The organism is Methyloversatilis sp. S146-33, assembly GCF_059552495.1.
In genome coordinates this window covers 126,290-147,218 of sequence record NZ_JCANOT010000042.1, presented here as the reverse complement: position 1 = coordinate 147,218, position 20,929 = coordinate 126,290, and the positions used below count along the sequence as shown (strand labels likewise).

Annotated in this window: 23 protein-coding genes; 12 read left to right on the top strand and 11 right to left on the bottom strand. The window is 68.7% G+C overall.

The genetic code is table 11. The features are described from left to right. On the top strand, positions 1 to 479 hold a 479-nt coding region (locus AC51BJ_RS18845), incomplete at its 5' end, for a transposase (RefSeq protein WP_496281252.1). Between the two features lie 194 nt (positions 480 to 673). Here AC51BJ_RS18845 and msrA read toward each other — a convergent pair. Together msrA and msrB are read right to left on the bottom strand one after the other, a co-directional pair. Next, positions 674 to 1,267 carry a peptide-methionine (S)-S-oxide reductase MsrA gene (gene msrA, locus AC51BJ_RS18840; RefSeq protein WP_430432796.1) on the bottom strand — a complete coding sequence of 198 codons (594 nt, stop codon included), beginning with the start codon at positions 1,265 to 1,267 and terminating at the stop codon, positions 674 to 676. After that, entirely contained in the window at positions 1,264 to 1,737 is a 474-nt protein-coding gene (gene msrB / locus AC51BJ_RS18835; RefSeq protein ID WP_496281251.1) for a peptide-methionine (R)-S-oxide reductase MsrB, read from the bottom strand. Before msrB ends, msrA begins: the two co-directional genes overlap by 4 nt. A gap of 222 nt (positions 1,738 to 1,959) precedes the next feature. On the opposite strand from msrB, the gene AC51BJ_RS18830 reads away from it, so the two are divergent. From AC51BJ_RS18830 to AC51BJ_RS18780, 11 genes are all read left to right on the top strand, one after another. Further along, on the top strand, positions 1,960 to 2,658 hold the full coding sequence (locus tag AC51BJ_RS18830) for a CDP-alcohol phosphatidyltransferase family protein (RefSeq protein WP_496281250.1): 699 nt from the start codon (positions 1,960 to 1,962) through the stop codon (positions 2,656 to 2,658). Next, the gene (locus AC51BJ_RS18825; RefSeq protein WP_430432793.1) at positions 2,652 to 3,251 is read left to right on the top strand and encodes a lysophospholipid acyltransferase family protein; all 600 of its coding nucleotides are present in this window, start codon (positions 2,652 to 2,654) and stop codon (positions 3,249 to 3,251) included. The genes AC51BJ_RS18830 and AC51BJ_RS18825 overlap by 7 nt, the downstream gene beginning before the upstream one ends. 30 nt (positions 3,252 to 3,281) lie before the next feature. Beyond that, the gene (locus AC51BJ_RS18820; RefSeq protein WP_496281249.1) at positions 3,282 to 4,226 is read left to right on the top strand and encodes a phosphatidate cytidylyltransferase; all 945 of its coding nucleotides are present in this window, start codon (positions 3,282 to 3,284) and stop codon (positions 4,224 to 4,226) included. Positions 4,227 to 4,348: 122 nt separating this feature from the next. After that, positions 4,349 to 4,441, top strand: a complete 93-nt coding sequence (locus AC51BJ_RS18815; protein WP_081629055.1) for a potassium-transporting ATPase subunit F — start codon at positions 4,349 to 4,351, stop codon at positions 4,439 to 4,441. Then, positions 4,441 to 6,180: a potassium-transporting ATPase subunit KdpA gene (kdpA, locus tag AC51BJ_RS18810; protein ID WP_496281248.1), complete on the top strand. Its 1,740-nt coding sequence runs from the start codon at positions 4,441 to 4,443 to the stop codon at positions 6,178 to 6,180. Before AC51BJ_RS18815 ends, kdpA begins: the two co-directional genes overlap by 1 nt. A gap of 13 nt (positions 6,181 to 6,193) precedes the next feature. After that, positions 6,194 to 8,278 carry a potassium-transporting ATPase subunit KdpB gene (kdpB, locus tag AC51BJ_RS18805; protein WP_496281247.1) on the top strand — a complete coding sequence of 695 codons (2,085 nt, stop codon included), beginning with the start codon at positions 6,194 to 6,196 and terminating at the stop codon, positions 8,276 to 8,278. 15 nt (positions 8,279 to 8,293) lie between these two features. After that, entirely contained in the window at positions 8,294 to 8,875 is a 582-nt protein-coding gene (kdpC, locus tag AC51BJ_RS18800; RefSeq protein ID WP_496281246.1) for a potassium-transporting ATPase subunit KdpC, read from the top strand. A gap of 2 nt (positions 8,876 to 8,877) precedes the next feature. Continuing rightward, complete coding sequence (locus AC51BJ_RS18795; RefSeq protein ID WP_496281245.1) at positions 8,878 to 9,000, top strand: hypothetical protein; 123 nt, start codon at positions 8,878 to 8,880, stop codon at positions 8,998 to 9,000. Positions 9,001 to 9,009: 9 nt separating this feature from the next. Next, positions 9,010 to 11,754, top strand: a complete 2,745-nt coding sequence (kdpD, locus tag AC51BJ_RS18790) for a two-component system sensor histidine kinase KdpD (RefSeq protein ID WP_496281244.1) — start codon at positions 9,010 to 9,012, stop codon at positions 11,752 to 11,754. Beyond that, entirely contained in the window at positions 11,751 to 12,461 is a 711-nt protein-coding gene (kdpE, locus tag AC51BJ_RS18785; protein WP_496281243.1) for a two-component system response regulator KdpE, read from the top strand. Before kdpD ends, kdpE begins: the two co-directional genes overlap by 4 nt. Positions 12,462 to 12,553: 92 nt before the next feature. Next, complete coding sequence (locus AC51BJ_RS18780; RefSeq protein ID WP_496281242.1) at positions 12,554 to 13,876, top strand: hemolysin family protein; 1,323 nt, start codon at positions 12,554 to 12,556, stop codon at positions 13,874 to 13,876. A 512-nt stretch (positions 13,877 to 14,388) separates the two neighbouring features. Here the strand turns inward: AC51BJ_RS18780 and AC51BJ_RS18775 are convergent. From AC51BJ_RS18775 to AC51BJ_RS18735, 9 genes are all read right to left on the bottom strand, one after another. Then, positions 14,389 to 15,660 carry an RNA polymerase sigma factor gene (locus AC51BJ_RS18775; protein WP_496281241.1) on the bottom strand — a complete coding sequence of 424 codons (1,272 nt, stop codon included), beginning with the start codon at positions 15,658 to 15,660 and terminating at the stop codon, positions 14,389 to 14,391. 47 nt (positions 15,661 to 15,707) lie between these two features. Beyond that, entirely contained in the window at positions 15,708 to 16,115 is a 408-nt protein-coding gene (locus AC51BJ_RS18770; RefSeq protein WP_496281240.1) for a YciI family protein, read from the bottom strand. A gap of 551 nt (positions 16,116 to 16,666) precedes the next feature. Then, on the bottom strand, positions 16,667 to 17,683 hold the full coding sequence (locus AC51BJ_RS18765; RefSeq protein WP_496281239.1) for a magnesium transporter: 1,017 nt from the start codon (positions 17,681 to 17,683) through the stop codon (positions 16,667 to 16,669). A 67-nt stretch (positions 17,684 to 17,750) separates the two neighbouring features. Continuing rightward, positions 17,751 to 18,188: a hypothetical protein gene (locus AC51BJ_RS18760; protein ID WP_496281238.1), complete on the bottom strand. Its 438-nt coding sequence runs from the start codon at positions 18,186 to 18,188 to the stop codon at positions 17,751 to 17,753. A gap of 63 nt (positions 18,189 to 18,251) precedes the next feature. Further along, the gene (locus AC51BJ_RS18755) at positions 18,252 to 18,947 is read right to left on the bottom strand and encodes an HAD hydrolase-like protein (protein WP_496281237.1); all 696 of its coding nucleotides are present in this window, start codon (positions 18,945 to 18,947) and stop codon (positions 18,252 to 18,254) included. Then, a complete protein-coding gene (locus tag AC51BJ_RS18750) occupies positions 18,910 to 19,461 on the bottom strand; it encodes a hypothetical protein (RefSeq protein WP_496281236.1) in 552 nt (183 codons plus the stop codon). Before AC51BJ_RS18750 ends, AC51BJ_RS18755 begins: the two co-directional genes overlap by 38 nt. Positions 19,462 to 19,528: 67 nt before the next feature. Then, positions 19,529 to 19,747 (bottom strand): hypothetical protein, encoded by a 219-nt coding sequence (locus AC51BJ_RS18745; RefSeq protein ID WP_019915350.1) that lies wholly within the window; start codon positions 19,745 to 19,747, stop codon positions 19,529 to 19,531. Positions 19,748 to 19,805: 58 nt separating this feature from the next. After that, on the bottom strand, positions 19,806 to 20,129 hold the full coding sequence (locus AC51BJ_RS18740) for a YggL 50S ribosome-binding family protein (RefSeq protein WP_496281235.1): 324 nt from the start codon (positions 20,127 to 20,129) through the stop codon (positions 19,806 to 19,808). A gap of 164 nt (positions 20,130 to 20,293) precedes the next feature. Further along, positions 20,294 to 20,908, bottom strand: coding sequence for a YfbM family protein (locus AC51BJ_RS18735; protein ID WP_496281234.1), 615 nt, complete (start codon positions 20,906 to 20,908; stop codon positions 20,294 to 20,296). Between the last annotated feature and the right edge of the window lie 21 nt (positions 20,909 to 20,929).

The window sequence follows — 20,929 nt, the reverse complement described above, 5'->3', positions numbered from 1 at the left end:
CCCTGGCGCGGCTCACCGCCTTGATCAAACGGTTCGAACAGCGTATCGCCTCGCTGATCAACGAAAGCGGATGGACAGAGCCGTACCGGCGCATCCTGAAGATCGAAGGCGTCGGCGCCCTCACCGCCGCCGGCCTGTGCGCGGTGTTCCATCGCGCCCCCTTCAGTGGCGCGGACGCCTTCATCGCCTTCCTCGGCCTGGACGTCAGCGTGCGCGATTCGGGCAAGAAGACCGGACGCCGTGCGCTGAGCAAGAAGGGCGATTCGGAGATGCGTCGCCTGCTCTACAACGCCGCCATGGCGGCTAGCCGATCCACGACCTGGCAGCCGTTCTACCAGCACATGCTCCAGCGCGGATTCAGCCGCACCCAGGCGCTTGTTGCGCTGGACCGAAAACTCGCGCGCGTTGCCTTCTCACTGATGAAGAACGCCGCAGACTATGTCCCGAAACAACACGAAAACGCTTGCGGCGGAACATAGAATCTCCCACAAGAAGCCCTCCCGGATCTTTGCCGGAGCGGTGCTTTCGTGGGAGCGAGCTTGCTCGCGATGCGGCCGCCGCAGTCCGCCGGCTTCGATGCAAGCCGCTGTCGGGGTCAGAAGACCCCTCCCACAGAAGCCCGGCTCCTGACCGGGCAGCGGGTCAGGGGCAGTTCCTGCGGGAGCCGCCCCGTCTACTTCGCGCCCCACAGCTCGCGCAGGCGCGCGTCCCGGCCGCAGCTCCAGCGGTAATAGGTGTAGCGCGCGGGATTCTTCCGGTAGTAGTCCTGGTGATAGTCCTCGGCCGGGTAGAAGGTGTCCGCCATATGGATCTCGGTCACGATGGGCGCCTTGAACGGCTTGCTCTTTTCCAGCGCGGCGAGCGAGCGACGGGCGGCGTCGAGTTGGGCCGCATCGTGGGCGAAGATGGCGGTGCGGTAGGGCGTGCCGATGTCGCAGAACTGACGGTTCTTCGCGGTCGGGTCGATGCTGTGCCAGAACACGTCGAGCAGTCTGTCGTAACTCACCTTCGCCGGGTCGTACTCGATCTGCACCGCTTCGGCGTGACCGGTGGCGTGCGATGACACCTCCTCGTAGCTCGGATGGGCGGTCTTTCCGCCGGTGTAGCCGGAAGTGGTCTTGAGCACGCCGTCGACCTTGTCGAAATCCGCCTCGACGCACCAGAAGCAGCCGCCGGCGAAGGTGGCGCGGGCGGTGGTCTGCGCCGTTGCGCCGCCGCTCAGCGCCAGCAATGCAACGAGTCCGGCCAGCGTGCGCAGGGTGATCATGCCGCCGCCGGCGCGAAGCGCAGCGCCACGCCGTTGTTGCAGTAGCGCTTGCCGGTCGGCGCCGGGCCGTCGTTGAACAGGTGGCCCTGATGGCCGCCGCAGCGCGCACAGTGATACTCGGTGCGCGGCAGGATGAGCTTGTAGTCGGTCTTCGTGCCCAGCGCCCCCGGCAGCGCGGTGTGGAAGCTGGGCCAGCCGGTGCCGCTTTCGTACTTGGCGTCCGACGAGAACAGCGCGAGGTCGCAGCCGGCGCAATGGTAGGTGCCGCGGCGCTTCTCGGTATTGAGCGGGCTGCTGCCCGGGCGCTCGGTGTCTTCTTCGCGCAGCACGGCGTACTGCGCCGGCGTCAGGCGCTTCTTCCACTCGGCGTCGCTCAGTTTGAGCGGCGCCGGCGTCTCGGCGCGCAGCGGCAGGGCGGCGAAGCCCAGGCCGTGCAGCGCAAGCAGGCCGAGCAGTTGGCGGCGGTTCATCGTGTGTCCTCCACGGTGTCGTCCCTGTGCGGGACTGACTGTCGGACGCCGGAACGCCGAGCGGGGTTCCGCCGGCGCCGCGTCCTGGTTCGATACCACAGCAGACCGTGCGCGGTGGCGAATCCTTACATTGGCGCGCGGTGACGCCCACCCATGACGGCCGCGTGCATTCCGGGCAGAATGCCAGCGCCGTATCCCACCACCCGTGCGGAGCCCAAGAACATGAACGATGCGGACGAGCTGCCTCAAGTGAACGCCGACGCGGACGAGAGCCGTCGTCCGAAAGAGGAAACGGACGAAAACCGTCGTCCGATTGCCGCCCGCTCGGCCGGCTGGGCGCAGCGCAGTGCGGCCTCGCTGGCGCGCACCGACGTGACGCCGAATCAGATTTCGGTCGTCAGCATCCTGTTCGCCGCGGCCGGGGCGGCGCTGCTGCTGTGGTGGCCGACACCCGCCGGCCTGGTCGGCTGCGCGCTGGCGATACAGGGGCGCCTGATCTGCAATCTGCTGGACGGCATGGTGGCGGTCGAGGGCGGCAAGAAGTCGGCGCTGGGTGCGCTGTACAACGAATTTCCGGATCGCGTCGCCGACTCGCTGCTCATCGTCGCACTCGGTTACGCCGTCGGCTGGCCGGCGCTGGGCTGGTTCGGCGCACTGGCGGCGGCGCTGACCGCCTATGTGCGGGTGTTCGGCGGCGCGCTCGGTCAGGCGCAAAGCTTCCGCGGGCCGATGGCCAAGCAGCACCGCATGGCCGTGATGACCATCGCCTGCCTTATCGGCGCCGGCGAACTGGCCTGGGCCGGCAGCCAGTGGGCGCTGCAGGCGGCCTGCGTGGTGATCGCCGCAGGGTCCGTCCTCACCTGCGTCACGCGCACGCAGGGCATCGCGCGTCAGCTCACCACGACGGGGCCGTCATGCTGATTTCCGCGCTGCTGATCGGAATCACCCGCGCGCTGGTGGGCGCAGCGCCGCGCTGGCAAGGCAGTGTGCCGTCGCGGGCGCAGCGCATCTACTTCGCCAACCACTCCAGCCACATCGACACGCTGGCACTGTGGTCGGCGCTGCCGCGCGACCTGCGCCGGCACACGCGGCCGGTGGCGGCCGCCGACTACTGGAACACCGACGCAGTGCGCCGCTGCATCGCGGTGCGCGGACTGAACGCGGTGTTCATCGAACGCCAGCGCAGCGAGGCGACGAAAGACCCGCTGGCACCGCTGACCGAGGCGCTCGCCGCTGGTGATTCGCTGATCCTCTTCCCGGAAGGCACGCGCAATCTGCAGCCGCTGCCGGGGCCGTTCAAGGCGGGGCTGTTCCATCTGGCCGAGCGTTTCCCCGAGGTCGAACTGGTGCCGGTGTATCTGGAAAATCTGCACCGCTGCATGCCCAAGGGCACCTTCTTCCCGGTGCCGCTGATCTGCACCGTGCGCTTCGGCGCGCCACTCGCCCGCATCGCCGGCGAGGACAAGGCGGACTTTCTCGAACGCGCCCGGCGGGCGGTGATCGATCTGGCCTGAACGGCCGCGCGACAACAAAAAGGAAACGGAATGAGCGCACAGGACAAGTTCTACTGGCTGATGGGCGGCATCGGTGCCGTGCTGCTGCTGTCGTCGCTGATCGGCTGGGTGCTGTCGCGGCGGGTCAGCGGCGAGTCGGGCCGTGCCGTGGTCGACAACCTCAATGCGCGCATCAAGGCCTGGTGGATCATGGTGGCGGTGTTCGCGGTCGCCTTCATGCTTGGCAAGATGGCCACCATCGTCATGTTCGCGCTCATATCGTGGTTCGCGTTGCGCGAATTCATGACGCTGACGCCGACCCGACCGGGCGACCACCGCGCACTCTCGGTGTCCTTCTTCATCGCGATTCCGCTGCAGTACGCGCTGATCGCCGACGAGTGGTACGCGCTGTTCTCGATCCTGATCCCGGTCTACGGCTTCCTGCTGCTGCCTTCACTGTCGGTGCTGGCGCAGGACACCGAGCACTTCCTCGAACGCGCGGCCAAGATCCAGTGGGGCGTCATGCTGACCATCTATTGCATCAGCCACGTACCGGCGCTGCTGCTGCTCGACATCCCTGACTACGCCGGCCAGAACGCGCTGCTGCTGTTCTACCTGCTGCTCGTCGTGCAGCTGAGCGACGTGCTGCAGTACGTGTTCGGCAAGCTGTTCGGCAAGACGAAGATCGCGCCGGTGGTGAGCCCTTCGAAAACGGTGGAAGGTTTCGTCGGCGGCGCGCTGTCGGCCACCGCGATCGGCGCCGCGATGTGGTGGATCACGCCCTTCACGCCGCTGCAGGCGGCCGGCATGTCGGCCGCCATCGTGATCATGGGTTTCCTCGGCGGGCTGGTGCTGTCGGCAGTCAAGCGCAGCCTGGGCGCGAAGGACTGGGGCAGCATGATCCAGGGCCATGGCGGCATGATGGACCGCATGGATTCGGTCAGCTTCGCCGCACCGGTGTTCTTCCACCTCACACGCTATTTCTTCACGCCCTGATCGTTCGTTGCCGAAATCTGCGCGGCCGGCACGTTTACGCCGCGTATACAGCGGGGCGCACGATTTATAGACCGTCTTTGCACGTGCCCGCCTAGTCTTCGCACATCGTCTGCGGAGGAATCATGATGGGAACGCTGTACGGAATCTGCGCCGCGCTGGCCGCGGCGCTGTTCGTCTATCTGCTGTGGGCGCTGTGGCGCGCGGAGGATCTGTGATGACCGCCCAGATGTGGATGCTGCTGGGCGGCTTCGTGCTGGCCGTCTGGCTGATCGCGCTGCCGCTGGGTCGCTGGCTGGCCCTGGTGTCTGAACGGGCGCCGCGTCCGCTGGCCGGCATCGAGGCGTCGCTGCTGCGCACCTGTGGCGTGAGCGGCGAGGAGCAGAGCTGGCGTGGCTACGCTGGCGCGCTGCTGCTGTTCAACCTGATCGGCGTGGTCGCGCTGTACGCGCTGCAGCGGCTGCAGTTCGAACTGCCGCTGAACCCGCAGCAGTTCGCCGCGCCGACCTGGGACTCGGCGCTCAACACCGCAGTGAGCTTCGTCACCAACACCAACTGGCAAGGCTACGGCGGCGAGTCGACGATGAGCCACCTGACCCAGATGCTGGGCCTGACGGTGCAGAACTTCCTGTCCGCCGCCACCGGCATCGCGGTCGCCTTCGCGCTGATGCGCGGCTTCGCCCGCAGCGGTGCGGGCGGCATCGGCAATTTCTGGATCGACCTTCTGCGCATCACGCTGTGGCTGCTGCTGCCGCTGTCCTTCTTGCTGGCGCTGGCGTTCGCGGCGCAGGGCGTGATCCAGAACCTGTCGCCCGACCTGACGGTCACGCTGCTCGAACCGCTGCATACCGATGCAGGTACGGTCGGCACGCAGACGCTGGCCATGGGTCCGGTGGCTTCGCAGGAAGCAATCAAGATGCTGGGCACCAACGGTGGCGGCTTCATGAACGCCAATTCGGCCCACCCCTTCGAGAACCCGACGGCGTGGACCAATGTGCTGCAGATGCTGGCCATCTTCGCGATTCCGGCCGGGCTGTGCATGGCCTTCGGTCGCGTGGTCGGCGACCGCCGTCAGGGCTGGGCACTGCTGGCCGCGATGACCGTGCTGTTCGTGGCCGCGGTGATCGGCATCATGTCGCTGGAACAGGCGGGCAACCCGCATTTCGCCGCGCTCGGTGTCGACCAGACCGCCAGTGCGCTGCAGGCCGGCGGCAATATGGAAGGCAAGGAGGTGCGCTTCGGCGTCGCCGCCAGCGCGCTGTTCGCCGCCATCACGACGGCCGCCTCCTGCGGCGCGGTGAACGCGATGCACGCGTCGCTGACGCCGCTGGCCGGCGGCATCACGATGCTGCTGATGCAACTGGGCGAGGTGGTGTTCGGCGGCGTCGGCTCGGGGCTGTACGGCATGCTGCTGTTCGCCGTGCTGGCGGTGTTCGTCGCCGGGCTGATGACCGGGCGCACACCGGCCTACCTGGGCAAGAAGATCGAACCAGCGGAAATGAAATGGGTGGCCGTCGCCATCCTGGTCACGCCGCTGCTGGTGCTGTCCGGCACCGCGCTCGCGGTGAGCAGCGAGGCCGGTCGCGCCGGCCTGCTGAATCCGGCGGCGGCCGGCTTCTCGGAAGTGCTGTACGCCTTCTCGTCGGCCGCCAACAACAACGGCAGCGCCTTCGCCGGGCTGTCGGTCAACACCCCCTTCTACAACCTGACGCTGGCGATCGCGATGGCGCTCGGCCGCTTTGCCGTCATCGTGCCGGTGCTGGCACTGGCCGGCGCGCTGGCTGCGCGCACCCGCGCCGTGCGCGATCCCGCCGCCGCGCAGGACGCCGCGATGCCGACGCACGGACCGATGTTCGTCGTGCTGCTGGTGCTGACCGTGCTGCTGGTGGGCGCGCTCACCTACCTGCCCGCGCTGGCGCTCGGCCCCGTGGTCGAGCACATCAACCTGTATCGCTGAGGTTCTCAGGATCATGACGAACGCCCTTCATCCTTCGCGCCCGGCCGCCGGGCTGCTCGACCCCGCACTGCTGCGCGGCGCGGTGCGCGACGCCTTCATCAAGCTCAATCCGGTGGCGCAGTGGCGCAATCCGGTCATGTTCGTGGTCTGGCTGTGCGCCGTGCTGATCAGCGCGCTGTGGCTGCAAGCGCTGGCCGGTCAGGGCGAGGCGCCGGCCTGGTTCATCGGCGCCAATGCGCTGTGGCTGTGGTTCACCGTGCTGTTCGCCAATTTCGCCGAGGCGCTGGCCGAAGGCCGCAGCAAGGCGCAGGCCGCCAGCCTGCGCAGCCTGCAGAAACGCGGCACCGCGAAGAAGCTGCGCGCGCCGCGCCAGGGCGAGCGCTGGGACGCGGTCGATACCGGCGCCTTGCGCATCGGCGACGTGCTGCTGGTCGAAGCCGGCGACACCATGCCCTGCGACGGCGAGGTGATCGAAGGCGTGGCCTCGGTGGACGAAAGCGCCATCACCGGCGAGTCGGCGCCGGTCATCCGCGAGGCCGGCGGCGATTTCTCGTCGGTCACCGGCGGTACGCGCGTGCTGTCGGACTGGATCGTCGTGCGCTGCACGGTCAACCCGGGCGACAGCTTCCTCGACCGCATGATCGCCATGGTCGAGGGCGCGAAGCGGCGCAAGACGCCGAACGAAGTGGCGCTGACCATCCTGCTCATCGCATTGACGCTGGCATTCCTGATGGCCACCGTGACGTTGCTGCCGTTCTCGCTGTTCGCGGTGCAGGCCACGCAGCAGGGCGTGCCGGTGACCGTGACCGCGCTGGTGGCGCTGCTTGTGTGCCTGATCCCGACCACGATAGGCGGCCTGCTGTCGGCCATCGGCGTGGCCGGCATGAGCCGCATGCTGGGCGCCAACGTGATCGCCACCTCCGGCCGCGCGGTCGAGGCGGCGGGTGACGTCGACGTGCTGCTGCTCGACAAGACCGGCACCATCACGCTGGGCAACCGCCAGGCCGCCGCCTTCCTGCCGGCGCCCGGCGTGAGCGAGCGCGAACTGGCCGACGCCGCGCAACTCGCCTCGCTGGCCGACGAAACGCCGGAAGGGCGCAGCATCGTCGTACTGGCCAAACAGAAGTTCGCGTTGCGCGAACGCCAGCTGCTGTCGCACGACGCCGCCTTCGTGCCCTTCACCGCGCAGACCCGCATGAGCGGCGTGAACTGGGAAGGCCGCCAGATCCGCAAGGGCGCGGCCGAAGCAGTGCGCCAGCATGTCGAATCGCTGGGCGGACAGTTCGCGCCCGAACTGGTGCGCATCGTCGAGGACGCCGCCCGGCGCGGAAGCACGCCGCTGGTGGTGGCCGACGGCGCGCGCGTGCTCGGCGTGGTCGAACTGAAGGACATCGTCAAGGGCGGCATCCGCGAGCGCTTCGTCGAACTGCGGCGCATGGGCATACGCACCGTGATGATCACCGGCGACAACCGGCTCACCGCTGCCGCCATCGCCGCCGAAGCGGGCGTCGACGACGTGCTGGCCGAAGCGACGCCGGAAGCCAAGCTGGCGCTGATACGCCGCTACCAGGCCGAAGGCCGCATGGTGGCGATGACCGGCGACGGCACCAACGACGCGCCGGCGCTGGCGCAGGCCGATGTCGCGGTGGCGATGAACAGCGGCACGCAGGCGGCGAAGGAGGCCGGCAACATGGTCGACCTCGACAGCAATCCGACCAAGCTGATCGAGGTGGTCGAGATCGGCAAGCAGATGCTGATGACGCGTGGCGCACTGACCACCTTCAGCATTTCGAACGACGTCGCCAAGTACTTCGCCATCCTGCCGGCCGCCTTCGCCGCCACCTATCCGCAGCTGGGTGTGCTGAACGTGATGCAGCTCGCGTCGGGCGAGTCGGCCATCCTGTCGGCCGTCATCTTCAATGCGCTCATCATCGTCGCGCTGATCCCGCTGGCGCTGCGCGGCGTGCGCTACCGCGCGCTCGGTACCGCCGCGCTGCTGCGTCGCAACGGTCTGCTCTATGGCCTGGGCGGTTTCGTCGTGCCCTTCGTCGGCATCAAGCTCATCGACGTGCTGCTCACCGCGCTGCACCTCACCTGAACACGGAGTCCTGTCATGAACGCCGCACTGCACGCCCTGCGCCCCGCGCTGTCGCTCTTCCTGCTGCTGTCCGCACTGACCGGCCTCGCCTACCCGCTGCTGGTCACCGCGCTGGCGCAGACGCTGTTCCCCGAGCGGGCCGCCGGATCGCTGATCCGCGACGGAGAACAGCTGACCGGCTCGGCGCTGATCGGTCAGCCCTTCTCGTCGCCCGGCCACTTCTGGTCGCGTCCGTCGGCAACCGCGCCGCAGCCCTACAACGGCGCCGCGTCCGGCGGCAGCAATCTGGGTGCGAACAACCGACTGCTGATGGACGCGGTGGCACAGCGCATCGCCGCGCTGCGGGCCGCCGACCCGGACAACCGCGCACCGGTGCCAGTCGATCTGGTCACCGCGTCGGCCAGCGGCCTGGACCCCGATATCAGCCTTGCCGCCGCGCGTTATCAGTTCGCACGCGTGGCACGGGTGCGCGGCATCGATCCGGCCGCGGTCGACGCGCTGATCGAACGACACGCGCGTCATCCGTGGCTGGGCTTCATCGGCGAGCCGCGGGTGAACGTGCTGGCGCTGAACCGCGCGCTCGACGCGCTGCGCTGAACATGGACCACGACTTCCTCGTGCTGCTGCTCGGTCTGCTGGCCATCGCCGCGCCGCTGGCGCTGGTCGGCTGGCTGGTCGCGCGCAGCAAACGCGGTTCGCGATTCAATGCCAACAGACCCTAGACTGCGACGATGACCGACGAACCGATACGCCCCGACCCGGACGCCCTGCTCGCCGCCGCACAGGCGGCGGAGGCGCGGGCCGCGCGCGGCCGGCTGAAGATCTACTTCGGTTCGTCGGCCGGCGTCGGCAAGACCTGGTCCATGCTCGATGCCGCGCAGCGCCTGCGCGAACAGCAGATCGACGTCGTGGTGGGCATCGTCGAGACGCACGGCCGCAGCGAAACCGCACAGCAGTTGCAGGGGCTGGAACGACTGCCGCGCCGCGCGCTGACGGTGCAGGGGCGCACGCTGGAGGAATTCGATCTCGACGGCGCGCTGGCCCGCCGGCCGGCCGTGCTGCTGGTCGACGAACTGGCGCACAGCAACGCGCCCGGCTCACGTCACCCGAAGCGCTGGCAGGACATCGACGAACTGCTCGACGCCGGCATCGACGTGTGGACCACGGTGAACGTGCAGCACATCGAAAGCCTGAACGACGTGGTCGGCGGCATCACCGGCATCCGCGTGCGCGAAACGGTGCCCGACCACGTATTCGATTCCGCCTCCGAAGTGGTGCTGGTCGACCTGCCGACCGACGACCTGCTGCGCCGGCTGCGCGAGGGCAAGGTGTATCTGCCGGAGCAGGCCGAGCGCGCGGTGAAGAACTTCTTCCGCAAGGGCAATCTGATGGCGCTGCGCGAACTGGCGCTGCGCCGCACGGCCGAGCGGGTCGAGGAAGACGTACGCAGCTACCGGCGCGAACACGTTGCGCAGGCCAGCCGCGCGGTGTGGCAGGTGAGCGATGCGCTGCTCGCCTGCGTCGGCCCGGACGCCGGTGCCGAAAGGCTGGTGCGCGCGGCCGCCCGCCGGGCGGCGCAGGCCGACGCGCCCTGGCACGCCATCTACATCGAAACACCGGCGCTGCAGCGCCTGCCCGAAGCACGCCGCCGCGCGATACTGGCCACCCTCAAGCTGGCCGAGTCGCTGGGCGCAACCACCGCCACGCTGACCGCGCAGGACGCCGCCGTGGCCGCCGTGGCCTACGCGCGCGAACACAATCTCGGCACCCTGGTGACCGGCTATTCGCTGCGCGGCTTGATCGGCACGCTGTGGCAGCGCGCCACCGGCCGCAGCCATTTCGGCGAACGGGTGGCGGCGCTGGCACCGGAAATCGAATTCATGGTGATCGCGCGGCGCGATGGCGCGGCACCGGCTTCGCCGCCGCCGGCAGAGGACGACGACGGCGAGGCGGTCGCCCGCTCGCTGCGCGGCTATCTGTGGGCCGGCGCCTCGTGCGCCGCGGTGACGGTGCTGGCGACGCCGCTGGCGCCCTACTTCGACCTCGCCAACATCGTCATGCTGTTCATGCTGGCCGTGGTCGCCATCGCCGTGCGCCACGGTCGCCGGGCGGCGCTGGCGTCGGCCGTGCTGAACGTGCTGGCCTTCGATTTCTTCTTCGTGCCGCCGCGCTTCACCTTCTCGGTCAGCGACGCCGAGTACCTGATCACCTTCGCCGTCATGATGGCGGTCGGTCTGGTCATCGGTCAGCTCACCGCCTCGCTGCAGTACCAGGCGCGCGTCGCCCGCTACCGCGAGGACCGCGCGCGCAGCCTGTTCGAGATGGCACGCGATCTCGGGCGCGCGCTGACGCTGGAACAGGTGGCCGAGATCGGCGAACGCGCGGTCGAGCGTGCCTTCCGCGGCCACGCCGCGCTGCTGCTGCCGGACGCCGCCGAACGACTGGCACCGGCCTCGCCCGACAACGACCGCTTCGCGCCCGACGCCGGACTGGCGCAGTGGGCCTACGACCACAGTGAACCGGCCGGCGCCGGTACCGGCACGCTGCCGGGTGCGCCGGCGCTCTACCTGCCGCTGCAGGCGCCGATGCGTACGCGCGGCGTGATCGCCGTGAAGCCGGCGCACGCGCGGCTGCTGATGATTCCGGAACAGCGCCAGCTGCTCGACACCTATGCCGCGCTGGTCGCCATCGCCATCGAGCGCGTGCACTTCGTCGCCGTCGCGCAGGACACACTGCTGTCGATGGAATCGGAACGCTTGCGCAATTCGCTGCTGGCAGCGCTGTCGCACGATCTGCGCACGCCGCTGACCGCGCTGATCGGCATGTCGGAAAACCTGTCCGGCGCGCTGGCGCGCGAGGGGTCCGCCCACGGCCCGGCCATCGCCGCCATCGTCGAACAGGCGCGGCGCACCGCGCAGCTGGTGAACAACCTGCTCGACATGGCGCGACTGCAGGCCGGCGCAGTGGCGCTGCGCCACGACTGGCAGTCGCTGGAAGAACTGGCGGGCAGCGCGATCCGCGCCATCGAGGGGGCGCTGGCGCGGCACGTGGTGCGCGTCGATCTGCCGTCCGATCTGCCGCTGCTGTACGGCGACGCCGTGCTGCTGGAACGGGTGCTGGTCAATCTGCTGGAGAACGCCGCCAAGTACACGCCGGCCGGTACGACGATACGCATCACCGCCGCGCGTGACGGCGACGCGATCGCGATCGAGGTGAGCGACGACGGTCCCGGCCTGCCGGCCGGCGATCCGGAAAACCTGTTCCGCAAGTTCACGCGCGGCGAGGCGGAATCGAGCACGCCGGGCGTCGGCCTCGGGCTGGCCATCTGCCGCGCCATCGTGCGCGCGCACGGCGGCGACATCGGCGCCGCCAACCGGCCGCCGCCGGCACACGGCGCGGTGTTCCGCTGGACCTTGCCGCACCGTGACGCGCCGGCGGGCAACGATCTGCCGTCTGCGGCAGACTGTGCGGCATGAGCAGTCTGCTGCCCCCGGTGTCCCGAGTACTGATCGTCGAGGACGATGCGGCGATACGCCGTTTCGTGCGTCAGGCGCTGGAGGAGGCGGGGCATCAGGTATTCGAGGCCGAGGCGCTGCAGCGCGGCCTGATCGAGGCCGGCACGCGCAAACCGGATCTGCTGGTGCTCGACCTCGGCCTGCCGGACGGCGACGGCGTTGACCTGATCCGCGACCTGCGCGGCTGGAGCAGCGTGCCGGTCATCGTGCTGTCGGCGCGTACTGGCGACGACGACAAGATCGCGGCACTCGACGCCGGCGCCGACGACTACCTGATCAAACCGTTCTCGGTCGGCGAACTGATGGCGCGCGTGCGCGTCGCGCTGCGCCGCCGCGGCGGCACGCCGGCCGATGCGGCAGGCCCGCTGCGCTTCGGCGAGTGCGAACTCGATCTGGCGCGCCGCCTGATCACGCGCGCCGGCGAGCCGGTGCACCTGACGCCGGTCGAGTACCGGCTGCTCGCCACGCTGGCGGCACACGAAGGCCAGGTGCTGACGCACCGCCAGTTGCTGCGCGCGGTGTGGGGGCCGAACAGCGTCGAACACGGCCACTATCTGCGCATCTACATGGGCCATCTGCGGCGCAAGCTCGAAGCCGACCCGGCGCGGCCGGCGCACCTGCTGACCGAGACCGGCGTCGGCTACCGCTTCATCGCCGACAGCCGCTAGTCCTCGCCCGGGCGGGAGGGGTGTACCCCGTGGGGGATAATGGCCCTTCCTTCACACCGGGGCCACGCATCGGACAGCGGGTGGCCTGCAGCATGGACGTCGCGCTACTGTTTGCACTCATTCTCCTCAACGGCGTCTTCGCGATGTCGGAGATCGCCGTCGTGTCGTCGCGCAAGGCGCGCCTGATCGGTCTTGCCGAGGACGGCCACAAGGGGGCGCAGGCCGCGGTGCGGCTGCACGACGACCCGTCGAATTTCCTGTCGACGATACAGGTGGGCATCACGTCGATCGGCATCCTGAGCGGCGCCATGGGCGAAACGGTGCTGGCCGATCCGCTGGCCGCCTGGCTGTCGGGATTCCCGCTGATCGAGCCCTATGCACGCACGGTGGCGCTGTCCGTCGTGGTGGTCGGCATCACCTATTTCTCGGTCGTGGTCGGCGAACTGGTGCCGAAACGGCTGGCGCTGCTGGCCCCCGAAGGCATCGCCTCGCTCATTTCGCGACCCATGGTGCTGCTGGCGCGCGTCGCGCGGCCGCTGGTGTGGGTGCTGTCGGTCACCAGCAACGCCATCCTGCGCATCGCCGGTGCGCGCCGCACCGACGAGCCGCCCATCACCGACGAGGAAATCAAGGTGCTGATGGGCCAGGGCGCGGAAGCGGGCGTGTTCCACCAGAGCGAACAGCAGATCGTGTCCAACGTGCTGCGCCTGGACGAACTGCGCGTCGGCGCCATCATGACGCCGCGCAAGGACATCCACGCAATCGACCTCGATGACCCGGAGGAGGACATTCGCCGGCGCATCGCCGACAGCCCTTACAGCCGCGTGCTGGTGTGCCGCGACGGCCTGGAACACGTGCTCGGCGTGCTGCAGAGCGGCGCCCTGCTGAAGCAGTCGCTGGCTGGCGAGACGATAGACCGGCGCAGCATCGAAGCGCTGCTCGAAGCGCCGCTCTACGTGCCGGACACGGTCAGCACGGCGCAACTGCTCGAGAACTTCCGCCGCACGCGCAAGCATCTGGCGCTGCTGGTCGATGAATACGGTGACCTGCAGGGACTGGTCACCGTCAACGACGTGCTCGCCGCCATCGTCGGCGACATGTCGGTGCCGGCGGCGCACGAGGAAGCGGACGTGGTACAGCGCGCCGACGGTTCGTGGCTGGTCAACGGCGGCACGTCGATCGAGCGCGTCAAATCCGTGCTCGGTATCGACGACGTATTGCCGGGTGAAGACAGCGGAAACTTCCACACGGTGGGCGGACTGGTGCTGCACATGCTCGGCCGCATCCCGGTCGCCACCGACTTCTTCGAAGTCGCCGGCCTGCGCATCGAGGTGATGGACATGGACCGCAACCGGGTCGACAAGGTGCTGGTGCAGCGACTCGAACCGCTGCCTGCGCCGGTCGACGCGGAGTGAACCGAAGCTCGCCAGCCACCGACGCATGCACCACGCAGCGGCATGCGCCGGGCAGCTGCACCGCCCTTCGATCACCTGTCGCACCCCGTTGCGCACCTTGAGCCGTCCGCGGAACAGAGGCGCATGAAGTATTTGTGACAGCCCTTGCACGCAGGCGGACAAGGGCGATACTCGGCTCTCCTCCTCCACAGCAATGGCTGTGAGTTCTCAAAGGCGGCCTGCGGGCCGCCTTTTTTTTCGTCGGTGCGATGGTCGGGAATGCTGCCCACCGCAATCGGGGTCGGAGGACCCCTCCCACAAGACCGGCTCCGGCCGCGGATCGTGCGTGCTCCGCGTGGGAGCGCCCCTTATAGGAGCGACCTTGGCCGCGACACGGCCGCTGCTGTCCGCCAGCTTCGATCCAGGCCGCTGTCGGGGTCAGAAGACCCCTCCCACAGAACCCCGGCCGCGGCAGCAGGCGCCGCGCTGATCGGTTTGACCGCGCACCGCCGACGCGCATTGCCTGCCTGAGGTCAGCGAGCAGCGTCCGCACTGACGCGGGCGCGTTCGGTCAGCAGTTCGCGCTCGCGTTCGTTCTGCGTCAGCGCGGCGGCGCGGCGGAATTCTTCGCAGGCTTCGCTGTGGCGGCCGAGCTTGGCCAGCAGGTCGCCACGCACGCCGGGCAGCAGGTGGTAGTGGCGCAGCGCCGGTTCGTCGCGCAGCGCATCGGCGATCTCCAGACCGGCCGCCGGGCCGAAGGCCATGCCCACCGCCACGGCGCGATTCAGTTCGACCACCGGTGACGGCGCGATCTGCGCCAGCGCGTCGTACACGGCTGCGATGCGCGGCCAGTCGGTGTGGTCGGCGTGGGCGGCGCGCGCATGACAGGCTGCGATGGCGGCCTGCAGGGCGTACGGGCCGTAGCCACCACCCAGCGCGTCGACGCGTTCCAGTGCAGCCAGCCCGCGGCGTATCAGCAGACGGTCCCAGCGCGTGCGGTCCTGTTCCAGCAGCAGCACCGGTGCGCCGCCTGCGTCGGTGCGCGCGTGCAGACGCGAGGCCTGGATTTCCATCAGCGCCACCAGGCCGTGCACCTCGGCGACCTGCGGCGCCAGCTCGGCCAGTATGCGACCGAGGCGCAAGGCCTCTTCGCACAGCGCCGGGCGCATCCAGTGCTCACCGGCGGTGGCGGCATAGCCCTCGTTGAAGATGAGGTAGATCACCTTCAGCACGGCGTCGAGCCGCTCGCCCAGTTCGGCCGGACCGGGCAGTTCGAACGGTACGCGCGCTTCGCTCAGCGTGCGCTTGGCGCGCACGATGCGCTGCGCCAGCGTCGCCTCCGGCACCAGGAAGGCGCGTGCGATGTCCGGCGTGGCGAGACCACCGACCATCTTCAGCGTCAGCGCGACGCGCGCTTCGAGCGACAGCACCGGGTGGCAGGCGACGAACATCAGCCGCAGCACGTCGTCGCCGATCGGTTCGTCGAGCGCACTGTCGGGTGCCGGTGGCGCGCCGTCCTGCAGCTGCGATTCGATTTCCCAGGTCAGCGCGTCGGCCTTGGTCGCCTGCATGCTGCGGTGACGCAACAGGTCGAGCGCGCGGTTCTTGGCGGTGGCGGTGAGCCAGGCGCCGGGGTTGTCCGGCACGCCCTTGTCGGGCCACTGTTCGAGCGCCGTCACCAGCGCGTCCTGCGCCAGCTCCTCGGCGAGGCCGACGTCGCGCACCATGCGCGCCAGCGCGCCGATGATGCGCGCCGACTCGATGCGCCAGACGGCGTCCAGCGTGCGGTGCAGGTCGGTCGTCATCGTCCGGTGTGCACCGTCGTCGTCCCGTTCATCATGCTTCGTCTCCGTCAGGCTTTGTCCATGCGGCGGAAGCGTTCCACCGCCTTACCCGGTGCGAAGTCGTCCAGTTCGAACACCTGGCGCACCTCGATCTCGGCGTCGCGCCCCTCGCCGACCGGGTTCGGAAAGCGGCGCGTCCAATGCAGCGCCTCCTCGCGCGAGGCGACCTGGATCAGCGTGTAGCCGGCGATCAGTTCCTTCGTTTCGGCGAACGGGCCGTCGATGACGCTGCGCCCGGCATCGCGGTAACGCACACGCCAGCCCTTCGAACTGGCCTGCAGCCCGGAGGCGTCGAGCAGCACGCCGGCGCGCATCAGTTCTTCATGATAAGTGGCCATCGAAGCCATCAGTGCTTCCTCCGGCATGACCCCCGCTTCACTGTCGGCAGTGGACTTGACGATGATCATGTAACGCATGGCTGCTCTCCTGGAGTCGGCGCGACAGGCGCCGTCGCAGGGTCGACGAGCGACCGGTGCGCGAATCGACAGTGCGCGCCATCGGCTCGGACGCTTGTGTGGGAGCGGTCTTCTGACAGCGACTGCGAGCTGAATCGAAGTCGGCGGACAGCGGCGGCCGAATCGCGGCCAAGGCCGCTCCCACAAGGGACCGCTTCCACCGCGGGAGCACGCCCGATCCGCGGCCGGAGATGGGGTGCTGTGGGAGGGGTCTTCTGACCCCGACAGCAACCTGTATCGAAGGCTGCGCACAGCAACAGCCGCGTCGCGGCCAAGGCCGCTCCCACAAGGATCGCTCCCACAGGGGCTGCTCCAACAGAGAGGCAACCCCGATCCGTGGCCGGCGCTGGGGTCTTGTGGGAGCGAGCTTGCTCGCGATAGCGGCCTGGATCGAAGCAACTGCTCTCGCCCTCCGATGGGGGAAAGGGAGACACCCACGCCCGCCGACCACCCCTCTCCTGCATCAACGCGAGAGGGACCGCGGATGAGGGGCGAACGCACACCGGCCGCCTTCACCCCTGCCCCATCACCGCGCTCGCCACCGCGAAATAGGTGAGCAGGGTCAGCAGGTCCTGCACGATGGTGGCCAGCGGGCCACTGCCGTAGGCGGGGTCGCTGCCCAGGCGGGCGAGCAGCCAGGGCAGGAAGAGGCCTATCGTCGTCGCGATGCCGCCGGCCATCACCAGCGACAGCGCCACCGCGAACGCCAGCGTCGGGTCGCCAAAGGCCAGCCAGACGCAGGGAAAGGTGAGCCCGCCGAGCACCAGTCCGATCAGCAGACCAGTGCGCACCTCGCCACCGACCAGCGTGCCGACCGACGCGTGACTCAGCGACAGGCCGCGCACGGCAACCGCTTCGGTCTGCGTACCGATGGCATCGGCGAGATAGACCAGACCCGGCACGAAGAAGGCGAGTGCCGGGCTCAGCGCAAGCGTGCGCTCGAAGCCGGCCATGATGAAGGTGGCGAACATGCTGCCGGCCAGACCGATCAGCAGCCAGGGCAGACGGTGACGCAGGCGACGCAACGGCGGTGACTCGATCGCCTCGCGCGCCCGCCGCGTCTCGCGCGTGATGCCGGCGAGGCGGTGGATGTCCTCCACGTGCTCACGACGCAGGATGTGCAGCAGCGCGGCCGTCGGCACCACGCCGAGCAACCGGCCGCGCGCATCGACCACCGGCATCGCGTCCAGCCCGTGATGCAGCGCCAGAGAAGCCACCCGCTCCTGGTCGGTGTGCGCATGCACGGTGGGGCAGTCGCGCTGCATCACCGTATCGACGCACGCCCCCGGCGCGGCACGGAACAATGCCGGCAGCGGCGCGATGCCGACCAGGCTTTCGTCGTCATCGACCACGCACACGATGTCGAGACAGTCGTAGTGCCGGGCGCGCAGGTCGGCCAGCACCGCATCGACCGTCTGCGCCGGGTGCACGCGCGGCACGGCGGCCAGCAGGTAGCGGCCGGCGCTCTCGTCGGCCGGCAGAACGCTCGGCGCCGACGGATCGTTTGCAGTGGGAGCGTGGGCGCTCATGACGGGCTCCATCCGGACAGTGTTCCGCCATGGTGCCGCATCGCGCGGCGCCTCGTCATGCGCAGGATCAGCCGGCCGCTGGCGCCGGCCAGACCGGGAACACGATGAGGCCGAAGATGGCGAGCAGCCAGAACACCGCCGACAGTGCGTAGGGCGCAAGCATGGTCACCAGCACCACGCCCTTCCAGTCGTCATGGTCGGGCGACGGTGCCAGCGCGCCGGCCGCAAACGCCTCCTCCTGATAGAAGGTGACCAGCGTCGAAATGCGGTACTCGGCCAGCAGGAACAGCACCGACAGCATCAGCCCGACCACGCCGAGGCCGACCCGGTACGGCGGATGACCAAGGAAGAGCGAACCGCCCTGCGAGAACGCGAACGCCAGCAGCGCACCCAGCACCGCGGAAAACACCGTGAACATGGCGAAGCGCATCGTGCCGTAATGGCGCGCGGTTTCGCCGGCGATGCGGGCGCGGGCAAGTTCGAGGGGGTCGTGGTCGCTGCACATGACATTCGGCTCCTGCATGGATGAACGGACGATACGCCAGGGCGGCTGCGCTCGACCAGCCCGTCAGGACGGCAACACGACTGTCGGCAGATCAGCGGGTGTGGCGCACAGCCGCACGCCGGGCAGCCCGGCGAAACGGTCCGGCGCGGTGTAGCCCCAGGCCACCGCGACGAAATCCAGTCCGAGCGCCTGCGCCACGTCGAGGTCGCGCAGCTCGTCGCCGACGCTCACCGTCCGCTCCGCCACCGCGCCGGCTGCCTTCATCACCCGCCGTGTCTTCGCCGCCTTGCCGAACAGCGACGCGCCGCAGCCCCAGTGGTCGATCAGCCGGCGCATATCGTCGCCGAGCACCCGCTCCACCGTATCGCGCGCGTTCGACGTGACGATGCCGATCTGCACACCCTCCGCCTTCAGCGCGTGCAGCGCCTCGGGCACGCCGTCGAACAGCCTCACCTCGTCCGCCCGCTCGCGCACATATCCGCGCATGGTCGCCACCACCGCCGGCAGCTTCCACAGCGGCAAACCCGCCTCGGCCACGATGTCGCGCGCGTTCATCCGGCGCAGGCGATCGAGGTCGGGCGTATCGACGGCGCGAAAGCCATGCCGCTGCGCCGCGTGGGTCCACGCGTCAAGGAACAGATGGAAGGAGTCGGCGAGCGTGCCATCGAAGTCGAACAGGACGAGGGGGTGGGTTCGCAAAGTGTCTTTCGGCCGATCCGCTTCATCCGGCCGCAGAGCCGTCCCGCGCGGCTTCATCATGGGACGCATGCAGGCAGGTACGCAGTTGCGTCGCACACCGATAGCCGATCAATGTGAACGGCATGAACGCCAGCATGGCATAAGGCATCAGAGACGATTCAATGAAGGCGAACAGCGAGATCATGATGTGTATGAACAGCCCAAACGGAAAGTAGATCCAGGCATTCAGCGTACGAACATCCTCGCTGCTGATAACCGCAACCGACGCAGCCAGAACCGGCGTCGTCAGGAACAGGACAAGGCGCAGAGCCAGTTCCGCCACCTCGCGTGCGTCCGGCTGCCAACTCTGAAATACGATCGGGCACAGATAGGCGAGCAGTGCGGTGCCCACCACCTCGAACAGGAAAAGCAGGCCGAAAGCTCGGCCGAGCGCGGCGGGCCCGGAAGGCGGTGTGCGACCGAATGCGGTCACAGAGAAGGCATAGAGCAGGTAGAACGCGCCGGCAGCCAGTCCATGGAGTACCAGCCCAGCCAGCGATACTGTGACCCAGAACCAGATGCTCACGTGATCCATCGACCCGTCCATGCGAAGTCTGATCCGGAACCGGCCTCTGCCGGGCGATTGCTCGTGGGGCGCACCATCACATCACTTCGCTGAGCGTCCATCCCAGAGCCAGATACAGTGCAGCCAGCGCAAGGTCGGGCTTCACCAGACGGCGGCGTTTGAACCGCACGCCATAGGTGACAAGAAGGTCCCGGCTCTGTTCCTGTCCGGCAAAGAAGCACCAGACCAGCGACAGAAAGCCCATGGAGAGGCTTGCCCGGAAAACCACGAGCAGACCGGGTTCGACCTGTTGCATCCGATGCACGCCAAGAATGCTGGCCCCGGCAAGCGCGCGAATACAAACCGGCCGGGCCCTACGCCGCCGGATACCAGACGTCGATCAGTGGCCCGACCTCCGTCTCGCTCACCTCCGGCCGCGCCGCGAGCCAGGCACGCACCGCTTCGCGATGCTGTTCGTTGGCCGACCCGCGTTTGCGCAGACAGGCCATCCCGCGCGTCGATCCGCCATAGAGCAGCCCGTTGCCCTCGATCGCGTCGCCGATGAAGGCGTCCCAGAAGGCGCCCATCTCGTCCGCCGACAGACCATCGCGCAGCCGGAAGGCCACCTCGAAACCCAGTTCCTGAAACTCGTCGATGTGCAGCTTCTTGCGCAGGCGGCGCGAACGGTGGTGTGACATCCAGTACTCCCGAATCCGAAAACTGAAGAAGAGCCACGAGGACAGCGGCATTGCTCCGCTGTCTCTGTGGCAGGTCCGGCGTCTGATCGCCGGGCCGACAGTATCGCCCTGCTTCCGTCACGGGTGACAGCACATTCGATGACGGACACCGGGAAGGCAGCGACTCAGGTGAGGCTGATGACGAGGCCGGCGCCCCGCTCCGCCGCCCGCATCACGAAGGTCCTGAGCGCGCCGAAGTACTCCATGCAGTAGCCGAAGCTGTCGTCGTCGGCCGGGTCGCGGTCCCAGATGCCGGGATAGATGTCGAGCTGCGTCATCTGCGCCGGGTCGACGCGCGCGCGCATGAACGCTTCGTCGATGCCGGCGAGCGCTGCCGCTACAGCCTCGACCTCCGCCGCCGTCATGCCTCTCGCCGGCCCGTAGCCGACCTCGACCTCACCGATCACCGTACCGCCCTGCATCAGGAAGTTCAGCGGAGGTTCGCCCTCCCACGCGGTGCCGGTGAGCATGAAGTGAATACCGTGCCAAGCCTTGTCGAGATCGATGGTGTCGACCTCGCCCGGGGCCAGCGGAAAATCCACTGCCGGCACTTTTGCGCTCGCTGGCCGGCCGAACAGGCGCCGGAAGAAACCGGCGTCAGCCGCACCCGCCTCTGCACGCACCGCGTCGTAAAGGCTGTCATCGTCCGGCGACACCACCTTCCACACCAGCGGCGGATCCGCCAGCACGCGGGCGAGATTTGCATCGCTGACGGTATGCAGTTCGAGAATCATGCTCATGGTTGGGGCTCACTCGGAGCT